The 18,839-nt window shown below is 41.9% G+C and carries 23 protein-coding genes; 19 read left to right on the top strand and 4 right to left on the bottom strand.

The window, feature by feature from the left end; all coding sequences use genetic code 11:
• Positions 1 to 2: 2 nt before the first annotated feature.
• From HUU49_01040 to rplL, 5 genes are all read left to right on the top strand, one after another.
• Entirely contained in the window at positions 3 to 686 is a 684-nt protein-coding gene (locus tag HUU49_01040; protein NUM25192.1) for a UMP kinase, read from the top strand.
• 122 nt (positions 687 to 808) lie between these two features.
• Positions 809 to 1,318 carry a hypothetical protein gene (locus HUU49_01045; GenBank protein ID NUM25193.1) on the top strand — a complete coding sequence of 170 codons (510 nt, stop codon included), beginning with the start codon at positions 809 to 811 and terminating at the stop codon, positions 1,316 to 1,318.
• A gap of 25 nt (positions 1,319 to 1,343) precedes the next feature.
• A complete protein-coding gene (locus HUU49_01050; GenBank protein NUM25194.1) occupies positions 1,344 to 1,562 on the top strand; it encodes a hypothetical protein in 219 nt (72 codons plus the stop codon).
• 262 nt (positions 1,563 to 1,824) lie between these two features.
• Positions 1,825 to 2,349, top strand: a complete 525-nt coding sequence (locus tag HUU49_01055) for a 50S ribosomal protein L10 (GenBank protein ID NUM25195.1) — start codon at positions 1,825 to 1,827, stop codon at positions 2,347 to 2,349.
• Between the two features lie 28 nt (positions 2,350 to 2,377).
• Positions 2,378 to 2,779 (top strand): 50S ribosomal protein L7/L12, encoded by a 402-nt coding sequence (rplL, locus tag HUU49_01060; GenBank protein ID NUM25196.1) that lies wholly within the window; start codon positions 2,378 to 2,380, stop codon positions 2,777 to 2,779.
• Positions 2,780 to 2,833: 54 nt separating this feature from the next.
• On the opposite strand, the gene HUU49_01065 is transcribed toward rplL, so the two are convergent.
• Complete coding sequence (locus tag HUU49_01065; GenBank protein ID NUM25197.1) at positions 2,834 to 5,161, bottom strand: hypothetical protein; 2,328 nt, start codon at positions 5,159 to 5,161, stop codon at positions 2,834 to 2,836.
• 77 nt (positions 5,162 to 5,238) lie between these two features.
• Between HUU49_01065 and HUU49_01070 the strand changes: the two genes are divergently transcribed.
• From HUU49_01070 to HUU49_01135, 14 genes are all read left to right on the top strand, one after another.
• On the top strand, positions 5,239 to 5,883 hold the full coding sequence (locus tag HUU49_01070; protein NUM25198.1) for a hypothetical protein: 645 nt from the start codon (positions 5,239 to 5,241) through the stop codon (positions 5,881 to 5,883).
• Positions 5,864 to 6,670, top strand: coding sequence for an alpha/beta hydrolase (locus tag HUU49_01075; protein ID NUM25199.1), 807 nt, complete (start codon positions 5,864 to 5,866; stop codon positions 6,668 to 6,670). Before HUU49_01070 ends, HUU49_01075 begins: the two co-directional genes overlap by 20 nt.
• A complete protein-coding gene (gene tsaB, locus HUU49_01080; protein NUM25200.1) occupies positions 6,667 to 7,071 on the top strand; it encodes a tRNA (adenosine(37)-N6)-threonylcarbamoyltransferase complex dimerization subunit type 1 TsaB in 405 nt (134 codons plus the stop codon). The genes HUU49_01075 and tsaB overlap by 4 nt, the downstream gene beginning before the upstream one ends.
• Positions 7,068 to 7,802, top strand: coding sequence for a L,D-transpeptidase family protein (locus HUU49_01085; protein ID NUM25201.1), 735 nt, complete (start codon positions 7,068 to 7,070; stop codon positions 7,800 to 7,802). The genes tsaB and HUU49_01085 overlap by 4 nt, the downstream gene beginning before the upstream one ends.
• The gene (locus HUU49_01090; GenBank protein NUM25202.1) at positions 7,802 to 8,272 is read left to right on the top strand and encodes an 8-oxo-dGTP diphosphatase; all 471 of its coding nucleotides are present in this window, start codon (positions 7,802 to 7,804) and stop codon (positions 8,270 to 8,272) included. Before HUU49_01085 ends, HUU49_01090 begins: the two co-directional genes overlap by 1 nt.
• A gap of 5 nt (positions 8,273 to 8,277) precedes the next feature.
• Positions 8,278 to 8,658: a response regulator gene (locus tag HUU49_01095; protein NUM25203.1), complete on the top strand. Its 381-nt coding sequence runs from the start codon at positions 8,278 to 8,280 to the stop codon at positions 8,656 to 8,658.
• Between the two features lie 281 nt (positions 8,659 to 8,939).
• Complete coding sequence (gene mraZ, locus HUU49_01100) at positions 8,940 to 9,371, top strand: division/cell wall cluster transcriptional repressor MraZ (protein NUM25204.1); 432 nt, start codon at positions 8,940 to 8,942, stop codon at positions 9,369 to 9,371.
• A gap of 10 nt (positions 9,372 to 9,381) precedes the next feature.
• Positions 9,382 to 10,320 carry a 16S rRNA (cytosine(1402)-N(4))-methyltransferase RsmH gene (gene rsmH, locus HUU49_01105; GenBank protein NUM25205.1) on the top strand — a complete coding sequence of 313 codons (939 nt, stop codon included), beginning with the start codon at positions 9,382 to 9,384 and terminating at the stop codon, positions 10,318 to 10,320.
• A 29-nt stretch (positions 10,321 to 10,349) separates the two neighbouring features.
• Entirely contained in the window at positions 10,350 to 10,712 is a 363-nt protein-coding gene (locus HUU49_01110; GenBank protein NUM25206.1) for a hypothetical protein, read from the top strand.
• Between the two features lie 80 nt (positions 10,713 to 10,792).
• On the top strand, positions 10,793 to 12,532 hold the full coding sequence (locus HUU49_01115; GenBank protein ID NUM25207.1) for a penicillin-binding protein 2: 1,740 nt from the start codon (positions 10,793 to 10,795) through the stop codon (positions 12,530 to 12,532).
• 7 nt (positions 12,533 to 12,539) lie between these two features.
• Positions 12,540 to 13,847: a UDP-N-acetylmuramoyl-tripeptide--D-alanyl-D-alanine ligase gene (locus tag HUU49_01120; GenBank protein ID NUM25208.1), complete on the top strand. Its 1,308-nt coding sequence runs from the start codon at positions 12,540 to 12,542 to the stop codon at positions 13,845 to 13,847.
• A 91-nt stretch (positions 13,848 to 13,938) separates the two neighbouring features.
• Positions 13,939 to 14,613: a CDP-alcohol phosphatidyltransferase family protein gene (locus HUU49_01125; protein NUM25209.1), complete on the top strand. Its 675-nt coding sequence runs from the start codon at positions 13,939 to 13,941 to the stop codon at positions 14,611 to 14,613.
• A gap of 82 nt (positions 14,614 to 14,695) precedes the next feature.
• Positions 14,696 to 16,093, top strand: coding sequence for a cysteine--tRNA ligase (locus tag HUU49_01130; protein NUM25210.1), 1,398 nt, complete (start codon positions 14,696 to 14,698; stop codon positions 16,091 to 16,093).
• A gap of 2 nt (positions 16,094 to 16,095) precedes the next feature.
• A complete protein-coding gene (locus HUU49_01135) occupies positions 16,096 to 17,223 on the top strand; it encodes a glycosyltransferase (protein ID NUM25211.1) in 1,128 nt (375 codons plus the stop codon).
• Between the two features lie 88 nt (positions 17,224 to 17,311).
• Here the strand turns inward: HUU49_01135 and HUU49_01140 are convergent, their stop codons facing one another.
• The 3 genes from HUU49_01140 to corA all read right to left on the bottom strand — a co-directional run bounded on the left by HUU49_01140 (position 17,312) and on the right by corA (position 18,809).
• Complete coding sequence (locus tag HUU49_01140) at positions 17,312 to 17,449, bottom strand: hypothetical protein (GenBank protein ID NUM25212.1); 138 nt, start codon at positions 17,447 to 17,449, stop codon at positions 17,312 to 17,314.
• Positions 17,450 to 17,533: 84 nt separating this feature from the next.
• Positions 17,534 to 17,710 carry a hypothetical protein gene (locus HUU49_01145; protein NUM25213.1) on the bottom strand — a complete coding sequence of 59 codons (177 nt, stop codon included), beginning with the start codon at positions 17,708 to 17,710 and terminating at the stop codon, positions 17,534 to 17,536.
• 166 nt (positions 17,711 to 17,876) lie between these two features.
• Positions 17,877 to 18,809, bottom strand: a complete 933-nt coding sequence (corA, locus tag HUU49_01150) for a magnesium/cobalt transporter CorA (protein ID NUM25214.1) — start codon at positions 18,807 to 18,809, stop codon at positions 17,877 to 17,879.
• Positions 18,810 to 18,839 lie beyond the last annotated feature (30 nt).

The raw sequence follows: 18,839 nt of genomic DNA on the forward strand, positions 1-18,839 counted from the left end.
TTATGGCTAAGACAATCGTTATGTCGTTGGGTGGTAGTTTAATTGCGCCGACGACTATTGACATAAATTTTTTGAAGCGCTTTCGATCAGTTATTTTAGAGTATGTCCGAAAGGGGAATCGAGTAGTGATCATTTGTGGTGGAGGCAATACCTGTCGCGATTACCAGAAAGCGGCACGGTTTGTTAATGAACGAATAACTAACCGTGATTTAGACTGGATTGGTATTGCCAGCACCAAACTGAATGCAGAATTAATCAGCGGTATTTTTGGCGATAAGGCATATGAAAGTATTCTGCAGGATCCGGCCCGTCGGGTGCCGACAAATAAGTTGATTATTGTTGGCGCCGGCTTTGAACCGGGATCGTCATCCGATAAGGACGCAGTGCTGGCCGCCAAAGCGTTTGGAGCTAAGACCGTGATTAACTTATCAAATATTACCTACGTTTATGATAAGGACCCCAGAAAATACAAAGACGCCCAACCCCAAAAACAGATGAGTTGGAAAAGTTTCCGAAAATTGGTTGGTAACAAGTGGGTGCCGGGTGCTCATGTACCGTTTGATCCAGTGGCAAGTTCTTTGGCTCAGAGCTGGAAGATGGATTTAGTGGTACTAAAGGGCAGTGATTTGATTAATTTAAAAAAATATCTCGCCGGTGCTAAATTTCGCGGCACGGTTGTTTCCTAAAAATCTTGACAAATTAAGTCTGAATCGCTATACTACCTGGATACGTTCGTACCTTAATTTGTCTAGTCTGGCGTTATCGAAACGCTACTTTGTTGCAACCCCACTCACGGAGGAAAAAGAGCATGGAGAAGGTTGGAAGGATGGCACCAGCGACTGTCTCGGACAGTTTTGGTGCTGATTTTTACGGCAAACTGTTCTGGTGTGCCGTAGGATTTTTCGTGGTGGCGTTTGCACCCACATATCTGCTGGTGAACAACATGCATTTGTTAAAGGGACATGAGTTCGCTTTGCAGATATTTCTGGCGGTGTTCTTCGACTTTGCCGCAACGTTGATGACGTTTATGGCGATTGTCATCATCAAGGCTTTCGCTGAGGTGTTTTTCACCGGCAACCGGCGGATCTTGTATTTCGAAGTGTTTTTCGGCACTATCGTTGCCAACGTTTTGGTCGATATTCCGACCTATCTGTTGCTTGGTAAATATCACTTTATTCCGCAAGACGACGTTTTGGGAAAAGTGGTGTTGGCCGTGTCGTTGGGAGGATCGGCAGTTTTTCTGGGTTTTATTTGCTGCATGGTGACCCTTGCGGTCATTAAGATAGTTTCTGAAAGGAAACAAACACAAACAAACTGAAAACCACAAGGAGCAAATGAACGAGATGACGGAATCAGGATGCAAGTATAGCGTTGGTAACCGGCTGGTGGTCCTCAACGGAGAACACGCCGGCGTGAGCGTGGAGGTAGTTGGTTTGCCCAAAGCTACCGACAATACCTATCGCTGTCGGATCAAGAGCGGTGTTGATGAAGGAAACTATGTTTCCGTTGGCGAAGAGCTTCTTGAGCTGCCAGAAGACGCGCAAACGCAGAAAGCCAGCTAGAACTAGAATTAGCCTGATTTTCAGGCAATGTCAGGGGAGTTTTCTTGCTTAGGAAACCCTCTTTTTTATATCCTTGACTTTTTTTTACGGAATTGTTAATCTAATTAAGTAAATTTAATAAGACCACAGACCGTTGGGGCAAAAATTGCTTAAATTAGCTAAAACTAGCCCGACGCAGGTAATACTTTTTAGCCTCTGGCTAAAAATAATGCTATAATTCTGTGGTTTTTACCACATTTTTTTATTTAATCCTAATAGTAATATGGCTAAAACAAGACAAAAGAAAGAAAAAATGGTTAAAGATTTGGCCGATAAAGTAGGCAAAGCCAAGTCGCTAGTTTTTGTGAGCTTTGATGGCCTGAAGGTTAAAGAAGTTGAAGAATTGCGTCGCACTTTCAGAGCGGAAAATGTTGATTATTTGGTTGCTAAAAAGACCTTAATGAATGTTGCCTTTAAGGAGGCAGGTGTTGAGGGCTTTGATTCTAAGGCCTTTACCAAGGAAGTTGCAACTGTTATTGGTTATGACGATGAAGTTGCTCCAGCTCGGATGGTGGAAAAGTTTTCCAAAGATCATGAAGCTTTGAAATCAATTGGTGGTGTGCTGGAAGGTAAATTCGTCAGTCGGGAAAAAGTAGTAGAGTTGTCAAAGTTGCCTTCACGTGATGAATTATTGGCGAAGGTTGTTGGCTCAATTAACGCCCCAGTGTCTGGTTTCGTTAATGTTTTGGCTGGCAATTTGCGTAATTTTGTTTACGTTTTGAATGCGATTAAAAGTTCTAAAAATTAAGATAATTAAAATTTAAGGAAATAATATTATGACGGAAGAAAAAAAAGAAGTCACAGTTCCAGAGAAATTCAAATCTTTGGTGTCTGAGATCGAAAAGATGTCAGTTCTAGATTTGGCCGAATTGGTCAAGGTTCTAGAAGAAAAATTTGGTGTTTCAGCCGCCGCTCCGGTTGCTGCCATGGCAGTTGCTGGTGGTGCCGCTGAAGCTGCCGAAGAAAAGACTGAATTCACTGTTGAGCTCACTGCTGCAGGTGACAACAAGATCGGTGTCATTAAGGCAGTTCGCAGCGTAACTGATCTTGGTTTGAAAGAAGCTAAAGATTTAGTTGACGGCGCTCCAAAGGTTATCAAAGAAGGCGTTAAGAAAGAAGACGCTGAAGCAATGAAAAAGACTTTGCAGGAAGCCGGCGCTACCGTTACTCTGAAGTAATTTTACACACATAAAAAACACCGAAGGCTTTAAAAACCGTCGGTGTTTTTTTATTTAGTTAAGATGGTCGGCGCCAAAGCCAATAATAGAGGTGCCGTTCAGGACGTAGATTTGTTTTGTTTTTTCCAGGACTACAAAATCTTTTAGATCGTTAAACTGTTCGGAATAATACTGGTTGATTAGGTTGCCTTCCTTATCGAGTACCACAAGTCGTTTAGTGGCCGGATCAAGAACGTATAAGTATTTTGTCGCTTCAGAGGTTCGGATTTTTGTCGGCGACTGTAAGGGGGGATCAATTGTTTTAATTTTGAATTCAACCGCTTGGCCGTTTTCAAATTTTAGAATTTCGCCTGTTTTTTTGATAACATAGATTGCTCCATCAATGGTGAGCGAAGCCGCACCAGACAGATCAACTTCTTGCCGTAGCCAATTTTGAACACCGCCAAAGCTGTTGCCGGTTTTAGTGTAGCGGTAAATTTGGTTTGTCGCTTCATCAAGGAGATAAATTCGGGAATTAAATGAAGTGACGTCAACAATATTGCTGCCGTTATTGATGTTAATGGTCAGGGAGCTGAGTGAATCGTTATTTGGATTGAGTTGGAAAGCGGTTAATGAATCATTAAAGAATATTAGTTCGTTTTCGCTCAAGGCGGTGGTCATCACAAAATTTCCGGCGTCAGCGGTTGGAGAAACAATTGCTGACATCACCCGAGTGTCCAGGTTTGCTTTATAAAGCGCTTTATTGTTGGTGTTTTGAGTGTATATAATGTTTTTACTGATGTTTGCTACCGGAGCAATATTGGCCTGGCTATCCAGGTTTTGGAAGTTTACAATCTGAATTGGATCTTTTATCTCAATGAAGTGGCGTAATTTTTGAAGCTCCTCCTCAATTTGGGCGACAAGCTGTGTGGACTTTTCCTGCTGAGTCTTGGTTATTGGCGTACCGTTTGTGAGCATCGTTTTAGCATTAAGTAGCAGGTCCCGGGCCTGCGCTTCATCGCGATAGATTAAGCTCGCCTGAGCTTCATTTTTTTTGCTCTCAGCATCAAATATCAACTGGTTAAAAACCTCAATTTTTTGTTCGCGGTTATTTTTAATTGACAGCCAGATAACGCTTTGAGAAAAAAGTATTGCAAAAAGTACAGCAATAACCAATAAAATTTTACTGGAAGCCGGCAGGGTTTTAAATTTTTTAAGCAGTTGGCCGCCAAGCAAACGAAATGGATTAGAAATTTTTTGCCAAATTGACTGATGAATAACTATCCGGTAAAGGCTTTTTGTGACCTGTAGCGCTGGGGCGGCAACTTTGGCGACGGGCTCAACAACTTTTTTAGCTAGTGCAGTTTTATTTGGCTGGTGTTTAAATTTAAAGCCAAAATTTGGGCGGGGGATGTTAATTTTTGGTGTTGACAACGATCCTGGTTTAAGAACGACTTTATTCTTCTGATAGAAGGTGTTGGTTGAGCTTTTTGCCTTTTCAAGGTAGTTAGAAAAGGCAGTTTTAAATGACCCGGCGTACTTTTTGATTTCCGGAAACAGTGAGGGGGTAAGCAGCTTTTCAGTTTCCTGCTCAGTGCGCACTAATTCTTTAATTGAATCCTGAGACGCCGCCTCGCGGTAATTGAATTGTTCAATACTAACAGTCTTTTTGGCGGGAACTGTTACCCGGTCTAGATCAATTGTGACACAACCAAAACTTTCATGGCCGTTAAGCCGTTCTAAAAGATCTTTTAACTCTTTTAGTCCGTCTTGCGGTACGGTTGCGGTCAGTAAATTTTTGACCCGGTCTAGAGAAAAATAATCAAGGACGTTTGAGCTGGCGAGCAGCAATACATCGCGCGGACGAATGCGGCCGGTGACAACCTGGGAAAAAAATTTAAAAGGCTCTGCGGTGGTGATGGGGTATTGCGAAGCCTCTAGTATATTAATAATCCGGTAATTACCGCTGGTTAAGTTATAAAGCAAAATGGCCGAGATATCGCCTACGGCAGTGAAATGAAGCTCTTGGTTGTGAATCAGGGCGATAACGATGTTGATTTTATTTAGATCAACGGTAATTTGTTTGGTTTCCAGGAATGAAGCGACGGTAAGGTTGGTTTTTTTGAGTGCATCTTCAAATAAATCTGAAATTGAAAAAGTTCCCGGTTCGCGGAAACGATTGCTCGTCGGTCGGTAATAATTGTTTTTAATCTCCTCAATGATTAAATCAATCAGTTCGGGAATCTTTTCATCAGTGTTTTTGATCTCAATCAGGCCTAATATTTTTCCGTAGCTATTGAGCAGCTGTTTTGAGGGCTTGGTGGAAAACGTTCGGACAAAGTTTTTTTGTTTACCAGAATACTCAACAACTAACTGGTTGATTTTTGCTTCCAGATAGTCCATTATTTGGTTGAATTTGTCAGTAATTAACTATTATATTATACTATAAATAAGCTTTTTAGGTAAATGGTCATTTTTCTATGCTTGAACAATTATTTGGTTCAAAAACAAGGGTCAAACTTTTAAGACTTTTTTTGAATAATCCAAGTCAGCCGTATTATTTGCGGGAATTGGCGAGAAACCTTAAGACTCAGCTGAATTCGGTCCGGCGGGAGGTCACCAATCTTGAAAAGATTGGAATCATCCAGTCGGTCACGCTGGCTGATGAATCTGCCGGTGCGGCCGAAGTAGCGGACAAAAAAGGCAAAAAAAAGAAGGATCGTGGCGGCACTAAAAAATATTTTTTGGCCGATACGGAGTTTATTTTATATCCGGAGCTTAAGGCGCTTCTGCTAAAAGCTCAACTGTTATTGGAGCGTAATTTCGTTTCAAAAATTGAACGGATGGCTAACCTGAGGCTTTTTATTTTGAGCGGTGTTTTTGTTGGTATTGAAGGATTTGCCACTGATATGTTGTTAGTTGGATCAATGAATCGTAAGCGCTTGGCGACTATCGTTAAAGATTTCGAGAAAGAGCTTAATCGTAATATCAATTATACCGTGATGAGCATGCAGGAATTTAAATATCGTAAAGATATTACAGACAGATTTTTATATGACATTTTAGAGGGAAGAAAGATTGTTATCCTTGATAAACTTTCGGACGATGACGACCAAAAAGATTAGCTTCAAGAATCGGCGGGGACAAAGAATCGTCGGTTTACTCACTATACCCAAGGGCACGCCGCCGTTCCCGGCAGTGATAGTGTGCCACGGCTTTAAAGGTTACAAAGAACAATTGCACTTGAAAACTCTGGCGCAAGAAATTTCTCGCCGGGGTTTTGTTGTGTTGCGGTTTGATTTCACCTCTGGCGTGGGGGAAAGTGATGGTCTGCTCGAAGATATTAAATTTAGCGATGAATTAGAAGATTTACGTTCAGCTATTGATTATCTCTCAAATTCTGTGCGAATAGTGGATAAGCGAAGAATCGGTCTAGCCGGCCACAGCCTGGGCGGCCAATTGATTTTTCATTATGCCTCAAGCGACAATAGAGTTAAGGCTTTGGCTGGACTGGCGGGTTCATACATTCGCGGCCGGGGCATGACTGGCCTTGAACGCCAAGCGGCTGAACAGATAGCTGGCAACAAAAAGACCAGTCACTTTTACACTACCAGCAAGAGAACAGGTAAAAAATTCAAGATAAAAATTGGTTTTTATTATGATTTGTTAAAACACGATACGCTTAAGGCTGCTAGTGAGATTACTATTCCGGCGTTATTGTTGCACGGTACTAAAGACAGTACAGTCAGAATTGACAGCTCAAAAAAGGTTTACCGGCTAGTCCGGGGGGAAAAGCGGCTGGTTTTAGTCCCTGGTGCGCCGCACACCTGGCGCGGCAAGTCAGACCCTGGTCATAAATATCAAAGAATAATTAATCCAATCGTTGCAGATTGGTTTCAAAAATATGTATGATAATGATAATTAACACGGCCGATGAAGCGAAAGTATTTGTTGGTTTAGTTAACGATGCTAAATTGGTGTCGGCGAAGCGATTTTTAGCTCGCCATCGTCAAGCCGAAAAACTACTAGTTGCTATTGATAAAATTTTGAAACAAAATAAAGTAACATTAAGCGATTTAACGGGCGTTGCGGTAGTAACCGGTCCCGGGCCGTTTACGGCGTTGCGAATCGGCGTTGTTACCGCCAATACGCTTGCTTGGAGCTTGCAGTGCCCGGTGTTGGGGATTAAAAACGATGAATTTACGAACGACCGGTCATTGGCGAAACTAGTCAGCGAAAAAATGAAGCATCAGCAACGAGGGATTGTCGTGCCTTTTTATAATAAAGAACCTAATATAACTAAAAAGAAATGAGATACCTATTTATGGCGCTGTGCCTGCTGTTGCCGGCGGCAGTGTTCGCAGCCGATATCGATACTGACGGCGACGGGTTAACTGATATACAGGAAGATACCGTTTACTATACCGATAAAAACAGTGTGGATACTGACGGCGACGGGTTTAACGACAAAGATGAGTTGACTAATGGATATTCGCCGCATATTGGGTTTAACGAGCGGCTGATTAATGTTGATACTGATAATGACGGGCTAAACGACGGCTATGAATTGGCGCTTAGTTCTGATATTAAAAATGCCGACTCGGACGGTGATGGTTTTAATGACGGTGATGAATTTAAAAACGAGTATGATCCGACTAAGCCGGAGGCAATTAAGCTGGAAAAACGGATTGATGTTGACTTGAGTGATCAAAAATTGAATTATTATTTAGGCCCGGTCAGATTAAACGGTTTTACGGTTTCAACCGGCAAAGCCTCAACACCAACACCACTTGGGACTTTTACGATTGAAAAAAAACACCCTAAAGCCTGGTCTAGGATGGCGGGGCTTTGGATGCCGTATTGGCTGTCATTTAATGGTGTGTATGCCATTCATGAGCTTCCTGAGTGGCCCGACGGCAGCAAGGAAGGCGCTAATCATCTTGGGGTTCCGGTTTCTCATGGGTGTGTTCGCTTAGGTATTGGTCCGGCAAAAGAAGTTTATGACTGGGCGCCGGTTGGTACGAAACTAACTATCCATTATTAATGGAGTACGATTTTGAAGTCACAACAACATTATCTTTTTTGATTAGAAATAATTCTGAGTTGTTGCTGACATTAAAAAAACGTGGTTTTGGTCAGGGTAAATGGAATACTCCTGGCGGAAAAGTTGAGGCCGGCGAGTCAGCTGAGGCTTCAGCAATTCGGGAGATTAAAGAAGAGGTCGGCATTGACGTCATGTCAATTAAGAATTTGGGATTTATTGAGTTTGTCTGGCCGGCAGAAAAAAGCGAGTATAACACCCGCTGTTTTATTTTTCTGGCAACTGATTTTAGCGGTGAGGCCAAGGAATCCGACGAATGCCGGCCGGGTTGGTTTCGGTTTGACGCGATTCCATACGATCAGATGTGGGATGATGACAAACACTGGTATCCGGAGGCATTAGCTGGTAAAATGTTTAAAAAGCGTTTTTTCTTTTCGCCTGACGAGCGGGTGGTAACTATTGAAGATATTTAGTCTATATGGACAAAAAAAGGATTCTGGTGGTGGAGGATGACTCGGATTTGCTTAATCTGATGAATTTAAAATTGACTCAAGAAGGCTTTGAGACTGTTTTAGCCGAAACCGGCAGCCAAGCGCTAGATTTTTTGAAAAATCAGCCATTGCCTGATTTAGTTTTGCTTGATATTTTGTTGCCCGATATTGACGGTTTAAGCGTTTTAAATGAGATTGCTAACAGTACTAAGACTAAAACGCTGCCGGTGATTATTTTAAGTAACTTGGCCGATGAAGGTTCATTTGAACAGGCGGAAGCCATTGGGCACTATGAGTATTTAGTTAAAGCTAAAACGGATTTAAATACCGTAGTTCAAAAAGTCAGATCAAAGCTTGGTATGAAGTAATTTTTCAGGAGTAGGAAGTTATACACCCTTCAAAATAAGGGTGTTTTTTAATTATCCACAGATTAAGTTAAATATTTGACAAAATAGCTAAAGTTTATTAAAAAAATGGCTTAAAACAAGATATTTAATAGTGTTGGAAAGTGGTTGACAGTAGACTAAAAGTGGATTAAAATTATATCAGAGTGGTAGAAAGTGGATGAAAGTGGGGATAACTAAATCAATGTGTGGACAAACGTTTAATTAGAACACAAAAAGAAAAAACGACAAATACAAAGAAAAAAATGTTTATTGGAGAATATCAACACAATATCGACCAGAAAGGACGCTTGGCGGTGCCGGCGAAGTTTCGTAAGGCCTTGTCTAAGGGAGCAGTTGTTACCAAGGGTTTGGATGACTGTCTTTTTTTGTATACCAAAGACGAGTGGAAGAAACTAGCTGATAAATTGGCGGCGTTGCCGATTTCAAAAGCTAATACCCGGGCTTTTGCTCGATTAATGCTGGCTGGTGCGATGGATGTTGATATTGATGCCCAGGGACGGATGCTGATTCCGGACTATTTACGTCACTACGCAGGGATGAGTAAAAAGGTAGTTGTTACCGGTTTGTACAACCGGCTTGAAATTTGGGATGAAGAGAAATGGAATATTTACAAGAAGGGCACCGAAACTAAGTCTGGAGATATTGCTGAAGCTTTGGGTGAATTAGGGGTGTAATTTAAAACCTATGCGTGATTTTCACGAGCCGGTATTGAGTGCGGAAGTTATTGGCTACTTGCAACCAAAGCCAGGCGGTCGGTTTATTGATTGTACCCTGGGCGGCGCCGGTCATACGGAAAATTTATTGCAACGGGTAGTTCCCGGCGGTCAGGTGTTGGGCATAGATCTTGATCCGATTGCGATTGAGGCGGCAACTAAGGCAACAGCACCGTACAAAAAAAATGTCATTTTTGTCAAAGATAATTTTAAAAACATAAACAAAATCGCCCATGTATGGAAGTTTACTAAAATTGATGGTGTCCTACTTGACCTTGGCCTATCCAGTGGTCAACTACAGGATCAGAAACGAGGTTTCAGTTTTTTGGCCGAGGGAACGCTCGACATGCGGTTTGGAGCACAGTCAGGAATAACCGCGCGCGATATTTTAAACGAGTTTAGTCAAAGTGAATTAATTGACATTTTTAAAAACTACGGTGAAGAGCGATTAGCCGGTCCGATCTCCAAGAAAATAATCGAGGTTCGTATGACCAGGCCATTTACTTCACCGTCGCAGCTAGTCGAAATTGTCTCGGAAATCTATCACCAGTTTTATCGGGGCAAATCCAAGACTAATCCGGCGACTAAAATCTTTCAGGCTTTACGGATTGCTGTTAATGATGAAATGAATAATTTAAAAACGGTGTTGCCGGCAGCAGTGAGTATTCTTGCTAAGGGTGGACGGCTAGCGGTGATTAGTTATCATTCTTTGGAGGACCGAACGGTTAAAGATTTTTTTCGCACAGAGAGCCGGGATTGTCTTTGCCCGCCCCAAACTCCAGTTTGTGTCTGCGGTCATAAAAAGAGTCTGCGAGTGATAACCAAAAAGCCTGTCGTGCCGACTAACCAAGAAATTATAATAAATCCTCGGGCTCGGAGTGCAAAACTTCGGGTGGCCGAAAAAATTTAGACCAAAATATTAAAACAAAAACCAAAAATATGACTAAGTTTTCTAACCTCGCTAAAAAACAGGGCATGAAAGTTAACTCCAGAAACAATAAAGCAGTAATTCGTCTTGGATTTGTCAATATCAAGATGCTTAACATTGTTTTAGGGTCGTTAGTGCTGCTGTTGACTGTTGGGTATTTGGTACAAGTTAACGGTTTGGCAGCCAAGGGGTACCAGATTAAAGAACTGGAGCAGCAAGTCAGTGATTTGCAGGAGGCTAACAGTGATTTAGAGCTTGAAACTTTAAGCCTACAATCGATGGGCCGGATTAAAGAGAAAGTAACCGGTTTGAATATGGTTGCCGTTGGCCAGCCGGAATATTTAGTCCCAACCCCAGTGGCGGTTGCCCGATAATTTTGACTTCCTAATAGCGTTTTTCTAAAATAATAATAAACCCCGTTGGTTTTCGCGGGGTTTATTTAAAAAATTAGCGCATGATTGCCGAAAAAAAATCAGAAGTTTTTTCGTCCCCATTTGAGAAAAGAATGGCGCTTTTGTTTTTAGTTATCTTGTTTGTCGCGGTTGTGATTATCATCCGGTTATTCAGTCTGCAGGTGCTGCAGCATTCGTTTTATGCCGTCATGGCATCGGAACGCCAGGAAGTCTATAAAAATTTGATCGCTGAACGCGGCTCTATTTATGTGAGAGAAAAAGACCAGTTGTATCCGCTGGTGACTAACCGTGAATATTATTTAGTTTTTGCCGAGCCGTCAAAAATTGAAAGTCCAAACAAAGTTGTTGATTCAATTACCCCAATTTTAGGATTGGAAGAAGCGGAATGGAAGGAATTGCTCCCGAAACTTGCCAAAAAAGATGATCCTTATGAACCAATTAAACGCAAAGTTACTAAAACGCAGGTTGACCAGATTAAAGCTTTGGATTTGGCGGGAATTGGCTTTTCACCGGAAACGTATCGTTATTATCCGGAAGCGGGAATTGGCGGGCATATTTTTGGTTTTGTTAGTACTAAAGACGATAAGGCGGTTGGGCAGTATGGGCTGGAAGGATATTTTAATGAAGAATTGTCAGGTAAGTCAGGTTTGATTAAATCAATGAAAGACGCACTTGGTTCATTAATCGCCATCGGGCCGCGGTCAGTGCAACAGGCTGAAGACGGAACTGATTTAGTTTTAACAATTGACCGCAATATCCAATTTACCGCCTGCCAAAAATTGAAAGAGTTTTATGATTGGTATCAGGCCGAATCGGGAACGGTGGTGATTGCCAATCCAAAAACGGGAGCGATTTTAGCAATGTGCAGTTTCCCTGACTTTGATCCGCAAAATTATAACGAGGTTGAAAATATTAATTATTTTAATAATCCTGCTGTTTTTAGCGCGTATGAGCCAGGTTCAGTCTTTAAAACTATTACCATGTCTGCGGCCCTTAATGAGGGGAAGGTTACGCCGGAAACTACCTATGAAGATACCGGTGAACTGAAAGTGGGCCCTTATACGATTAGAAATTTTGACAACAAGGCGTATGGCGTCCAGACCATGACTCAGGCGCTGGCGCAATCGTTAAACTTGGGCCTGGCGTTTGCGGCTGAACAAATTGGTGCGCCGGCTTTTACCAGATATGTGAAGAATTTTGGGTTTGGTAAAAACACTGGGATTGAATTAGATACAGAAATGCCTGGTGATATCAAAAATTTAGACCGCACTGGTGATGTGTATTATTTAACAGCATCTTACGGACACGGATTAACCGTCACGCCAATTCAGTTGGTGGCAGCATACGGGGCGATCGCCAATAAGGGGCTATTAATGAAGCCCTATATTGTTGCTGAAAAAATTGACAATAAGGATAAGATTAAAACAACACAGCCAGAATCCGTCAGACAGGTAATTGATCAAAAAACAGCGGCGATTATTACTGGCATGCTCACCGAAGTGGTTGAAAGTAGCTATGACAAAAAAGCCAGAGTTCCCAACCATTATTTGGCGGCAAAAACCGGAACGGCACTGATTCCCGCATCCGGCGGCGGATATAGCAATCAGACAATTCACACAATTGTTGGTTTTGGCCCGGTGACTGATCCGGCGTTTGTCATTTTGATTAAAATGGACAAAATCAAGCGTGGCCCAGCCTTTGCATCCGACAGCGTCGGGCCGTTATTTAGCCGAATTGCCGAATATCTGTTAAACTATTATCAAATTCCGCCGGACTATTAAACTACCTATGAAAAGTCAATTAAAAAAAATACTTGAACAAACCTTGAGAATTTTTGCTCAGGCAATTTTGAGTAAGTACTCGCCGGAGGTGGTGGCAGTTACCGGCAGTGTCGGCAAAACCTCAACTAAAGAGGCGATTTATCAGGTGTTGTCATCAACGTATGCGGTTGGAACCAATTTAAAGAACTATAACAATGAGCTTGGGATTCCGCTTTCGATTATCGGTTCAGAGTCCGGCGGCAGATCAATTTTAAAGTGGCTGGGAGTTTTTCTTAAAGCTTTGCGGTTGCTTATTTTCAAAAGTAAAAAATATCCGAATATATTGGTTTTAGAAATGGGTGCCGATCGTCCGGGAGACATACGGTATCTGACTAATTTTATTCCAGTAAATATCGGGGTGGTGACTTCAGTGGCGGCAGTTCATCTTGAGTTTTATGAAAATCTAGAGGGCATTGCCAAAGAAAAAGGCTCGTTAATTCGGTCGTTAAAAAAAACTTCTTATGCTGTTTTGAATTATGATGACCAGCTGGTCAGGTCAATGGCTGGAAAAACCGACGCAAAAGTCATCACGTATGGATTTAACCCGGCGGCAGATATTTCGGCGTTGGAAGTTTCGGTTAGCCACGAAGTTGATTATCGAGATGTTTCCACAATTCAAGGTATTAGTTTCAAACTGAAATATCAGGGTAAAACCGTTCCGGTGCTTTTGCCAAAAGTGTTGGGCCGGCATTTGGTGTATAGTTCGTTGGCAGCAGCAGCCGTTGGCATTATTTATGATTTAAATCTGCACACCATTGTTGAGGCGTTAAAGAATTTTGAACCGCCGAAAGGACGAATGCATATTATCAGTGGCATTAAAAACAGTTTGATCATTGATGATACGTATAACTCGTCGCCGCTGGCTTGCCATAAAGCGTTAGAGCAGCTGGCGGCTATTAATCTTGATGAGTTTCACAGCAAGTTTGCTGTACTTGGCGATATGCTGGAATTGGGTGTACAAACTGAAAGTGCTCATCAGGAGGTCGGCAAAAAAGTTGCCGAACTGGGTATTGATTATTTAATAACTGTCGGTGAGATGTCGCGCGATATTATTCGTGGTGCGCTGGCTGAGGGAATGGATAAAGATCGATGCTTTAATTTTAAAAATAGCGTTGAAGCCGGTAAATTTTTGCAGCAACGGATTAGTCAGGGTGATGTGGTTTTAGTCAAAGGTTCTCAGGGAATGAGAATGGAAAAAGCAGTTAAAGAATTAATGGCTAACCCCGAACAAGCAGCTTTGCTTTTGGTGCGACAGGATGCAAGCTGGTTGGCTTAAATTGTAGTTGACTTTAAAATTTATTATGATAAACTAAAAGACCGTTGTTTGGTCTTTTTATTTTTGCAACCCGTATCAAGGAGCAGGGACTATGAAAACTCCGAAAACGTTTATTGCGCCGTTTGTCGTGATTGCTTCGATTGAACAGCTGATCGAAAACTTTCTGGAATCGCTTGCCGACTGCAAAGAAGGCATATTGATTCCGTTCGTGAAGCGCTGTTGGCCGAGGTGGTTTTCGCCAAATCATTTGACGTTATTGCGGTTTGGTATCTCGTTATACCTGATTAATCATTTGTTCTGGTGCGGCGTGTCCGGTTACCAAAACCAGAACTGGTTTGCGGCATTGGTAATTTTTGCCTGCGTGACGGATTTGTTTGACGGTCCGGTTGCTCGGGCGCTGGGGAAGGAGTCGAAGTTTGGCTCACTGATGGATAAGGTGGTTGACAAGTTCTTAATCCTGCCGCTTGGAGCGGTGGAATTCTGGACGATTGACCGGCCACTGGTGATCCTTTCAGTTATTGGTGCTGCTGTTGTTATCGTCGTGGCGGTGTATAAATACTACCAAGACGAGCAGGCGGTGCCGGAAAACGTGTTTGGCAAGGTCGGGATGATTTGTTACAGTTTCGGAATTATCCTGGCGATTTGGCCGGCTTGGCAAATAGTGGCCTGGAAAATCGCCTGGGCAGGATTTGCGTTTGGGTTGTCGAGCGTGATTCTTAACTTTCGACGGCACTTTAATTTTCCCGATTCGTCATTGCACCATTAGTTGTTTTGGCTCAAGCTTTTGAGCCTTTTTATTTTGTTTAAAAGCGGTTGATTAAAACCCCTTAATCGGGTAAAATCAATGTATGGAAAATTTGAAACTTTTTAATACTTTAGTTAGAAAAAAACAAGATTTTAAGCCGTTAAAAAATAGAACTGTTGGCCTGTATACCTGTGGACCAACAGTTTATGATTATGCTCATATTGGTAATCTGCGGACGTATATTTTTGAAGACATTTTAAAGCGAGTGTTAGTGTACAATGGTTATAAAGTTAACCACATTGAAAACATTACGGATGTGGGCCATCTGGTTTCTGATGCCGACGAGGGTGAAGATAAAATGATGAAAGCTTTAAGGCGCGAGAACCTGGACTTTACCGCCAAGAGCCTTTTGAAATTAGCTGCTAAATATACCGAAGCTTTCCGTCATGATATTAAGCTACTTAACATTTCCGAACCGGATAAATGGACCAAGGCTACCGATCATGTTGAGGAAATGATCAAGCTAATTCAGCGCATTGAAAAAAATGGCTACACCTATGAAACAGCCGACGGCATATATTTTGACACCAGCAAACTTGAAAATTATGGCGAGCTGGCTGGACTGGAAAAAGTTGATCTAAAGGCGGGTGTGCGGGTAGCGATGGGGGAGAAAAAGAATCCTACAGATTTTGCGTTGTGGATTAAAGCGGTTGGCGAAAATAAAAATCATGTTATGGTTTGGCCAAGTCCGTGGGGAACAGGCTTTCCGGGGTGGCACATTGAATGTAGCGCGATGTCAATGAAATATTTGGGCGAACACTTTGACATTCATTGCGGCGGTATTGATCATGTTCCGGTTCACCATACCAATGAGATTGCTCAAAATGAAGGAGCAACTAAAAAGAAATCAGTTGAATTTTGGTGCCATGGTGAATTTCTGGTTATTGATTCGGCTCGAATGGGAAAAAGCGAAGGAAATTTTATCACGCTGCAAACTCTAATTGATAAAGACTTTGAGCCATTGGCCTATCGTTATTTATGTTTGCAGGCTCACTACCGGCAAAAACTTAATTTTTCCTGGGAATCGTTACAGGCGGCAGAAAACGCTTTGCTAAAACTTTGGGAAACGGTAGTTGATTATGGCAAGGTCGCTAAAACGGGATGTGCGGAATATGAAAAGAGATTTTTAGAAGTGGTTAATGATGATTTAAATATGCCAAAGGCTTTGGCGATTGTCTGGGAGTTAGTTAAAGATAAAGATTTTTCTGATGGCGCAAAGAAGTGCACGTTGTTAAAATTTGATACTGTACTGGGGTTGGGCTTGCAACAGGCTAAAAAACAACTAATCCCGGAACATATTAGGGCTGTGGCCGAAGAACGTGAAGCCGCTCGGGCCGCTAAGGACTGGGTGAAGGCCGATAATTTGCGAAAGCAGATTGAGCAGGACGGATATATAATCGCCGACACTGCGCAAGGGTTTATTATTAAAACAAAAAAATAATCATGCCAAAAAAAGTTTTAATTGTGTACGCCACCGGTGGCATGGGCCATGTTTCTGCCGCCCGGGCGATTGAAAGCGCTTTCAAACAAAAATATCCGGAAGTGGAGGTTAATAATATTGATGTGATTGATTACGCCAATACCGTGTATAAGAAATTTTTTGTTGATGGTTATAATTACGTCAGCGCCAAAAAACCACAAATGTGGGGCTGGCTGTATAAAAAATTTAACAATCCAAACCGCCAGAAATTGCCGACCGCTTTGTCGCGCTTGGCGATTGAAGGGCATTTTATTCCATACGTCAAAAAATACAATCCGGATTTTATTATTTCAACCCATCCGTTGCCAATGCGGTTAATTTCCCATTCCAAAGAGGCTAACGTCATCGATATTTATTCGTCAATGGTGGTCACTGATTTTGGTTGTCATAGTTTTTGGGTCGATAAAGAAGTAAACTACTATTTTACGGCGACTGATGACGTCGGTAAGTGTTTGCAAAATTATGGTGTTAAACCAGAGCAGGTAGTGGTTACCGGCATTCCGGTTGAGTTGAAATTTTCTCAAGAATTGAACCGATCCGAACTGCAGGCTAAGTTCGGTTTGCAACGTGATTTGTTTACCATGCTGATTGTTGGTGGACAATTTAGTTTCGAGTCACTGCAGAATGTCATTAATAGTGTCGAGTTAAAACATCATGGCAAAGTTCAGTTTTTAGTGGTGGCTGGTCGCGACAAAGATTTGAAAGAGGCGATTGAGTCGTCCGACTTAAAGACAAAATCAAACACCAAAGTATTTGGTTTTGTCAGTAACATGGATGAACTTATGACAGTGTCGGATGTTATTTTCTCTAAAGCTGGAGGGTTGACGGTGTCAGAATGCATGGCTAAGGCCTTACCTATGATTATCAATAAAGTTATCCCGGGTCAGGAAGAAGATAATGTTACCTATTTGGTTGATAAGGGCGCGGCGGTGCGGGTGAAGGATTTTAACGAGGTTGGGGGAGTGGTCAGCGAGCTTTTAGCTGACCCCGCCAAAATTGCTTTGATGCGCCAGGCAGCTAAAAGCATTGGCCGGCCGAATTCAGCGATCGCAGTTGCTGATTTTGTTCTAAAAAAAATCGCCCAAAAGTAAAAAATAATTTGCGCAGAAATGATTTGACCCCCGAGCGTAGACGCAGTCGTCTTTGCTCGGGGGTCGTTGGTTAGGGTTCAGGATTGGACTAGGCGGCGTCGGGGACGTTGGCTTTGGCGAACTTTTCCGCTTCAGCCTGATCGTTGCAGATGATGAGATGTCTACCATCTACTTCGATCTCCGGCTCAATGCCGTCGCCAAGGTGTCCTTCTAAAGGACGGACCACGATCGCCATCTTCACGATTTCGACCGGGACCCGTTGTCCAGCGATGATAGCGATTCCGTATTGAGGCATGGCTGGTTCTCCTTATTACGTTTTGGTTGTTGCTCGATACTCGTCCAGCTTGGCGTATGCCTTAGCGGCACACTTTGGACAGTAGCCGTGGGAGATATCTCCCCCAAAGATTTTCCGCACAAACCACTGCGGAAAACGAATCCACCAGTTTTTCAGGTGGATCTTCTTGCAGACACAACACTGTACAATCATCCTTGTTTCGTGCTCCTATTTCTTGCTGAACCCTGTTTTAGGGTCATGGTTAGTGACCAGGTAAAGGAACATAACACTTAGACCTTATTATACTATAAATTATATTTTTTGTCAATAAAAAATCCTCTTACATGAGGATTTTTTGGCTTATTTAAGATAAATTATGCTATAACCAACGCTTTTTTTTGAAAAACAGCAGCATCCCCAGGACAATACAAACCATGATCCCAATAATATACCAGAAACCAAATTCGTTATTTAAAAATGGCATTGAATGTGTGGTATTCATACCAAAAATTCCCGCCAGAAGCGTTACCGGAAAGACAATAACCGAGATAATGGTTAAGATTCTCATAATATCATTAAGTCGAAATTGGATTTGTGATTCGTTGGTTTGCTGAAGGGCTTCAATACGTTCTTTAAGATTTTCTAACGTGTCCCAAATTTCTTTGGTGTAATCAAGCAGACTTTCAAAGTAAGCGTCGGTTTTTTTCATTACAAACAGCGGGCTGTCTTTGAGGTTATAAATTAATTTTTTCAAAACGTTTTTATGCACCTGCATAATTTTACGAAAATCCGTAATGTTTCGCCTGATGACCAAAATTTCTGAAACCATCTTTTTTTCTTTGCCGGCGAAAATGGCATTTTCAATATTGTCGCAGTCTTCACTTAAGTGATCAATCATTGGGAAAATGTAATAAAAGATTTTATGCAGCATTTCATAGAGCAGCTTTTCCGGTGATTTATCATCATATTTTTGCCGCATATCGGAACTGACTCTGAATAAATCAAAAAAATCAGTAAAAATTTTCAGATTTCCGCGGTTGATGGTGATAAGGTAGTTTTTACTGATAAAAATATTAAATTCAGTCGAGTCAATTTGTCGATTTTTTTCGTCAAAAACAGGAAACAGGAGTACTAAAAAAGTGTATTTTTGGTACACGTCAATTTTGCTACGGTGACTGGTGGAAATACAATCAGCCAGGTCTAGCGGGTGAAATTTGTATTCCTGACCTAATTGGTTAATTTCTGTTTCGCTGGGGTCGGTGATGTTAATCCAGTCAAAATGGGCAAATGAAACTTTTTGGACTTTTGGCATATTTTTTTTGCTTATTATAAAAAGTATATC

The organism is Candidatus Buchananbacteria bacterium (assembly GCA_013359225.1).
Taxonomy (GTDB): Bacteria; Patescibacteriota; Patescibacteriia; order Buchananbacterales; family UBA6539; genus JABWCG01.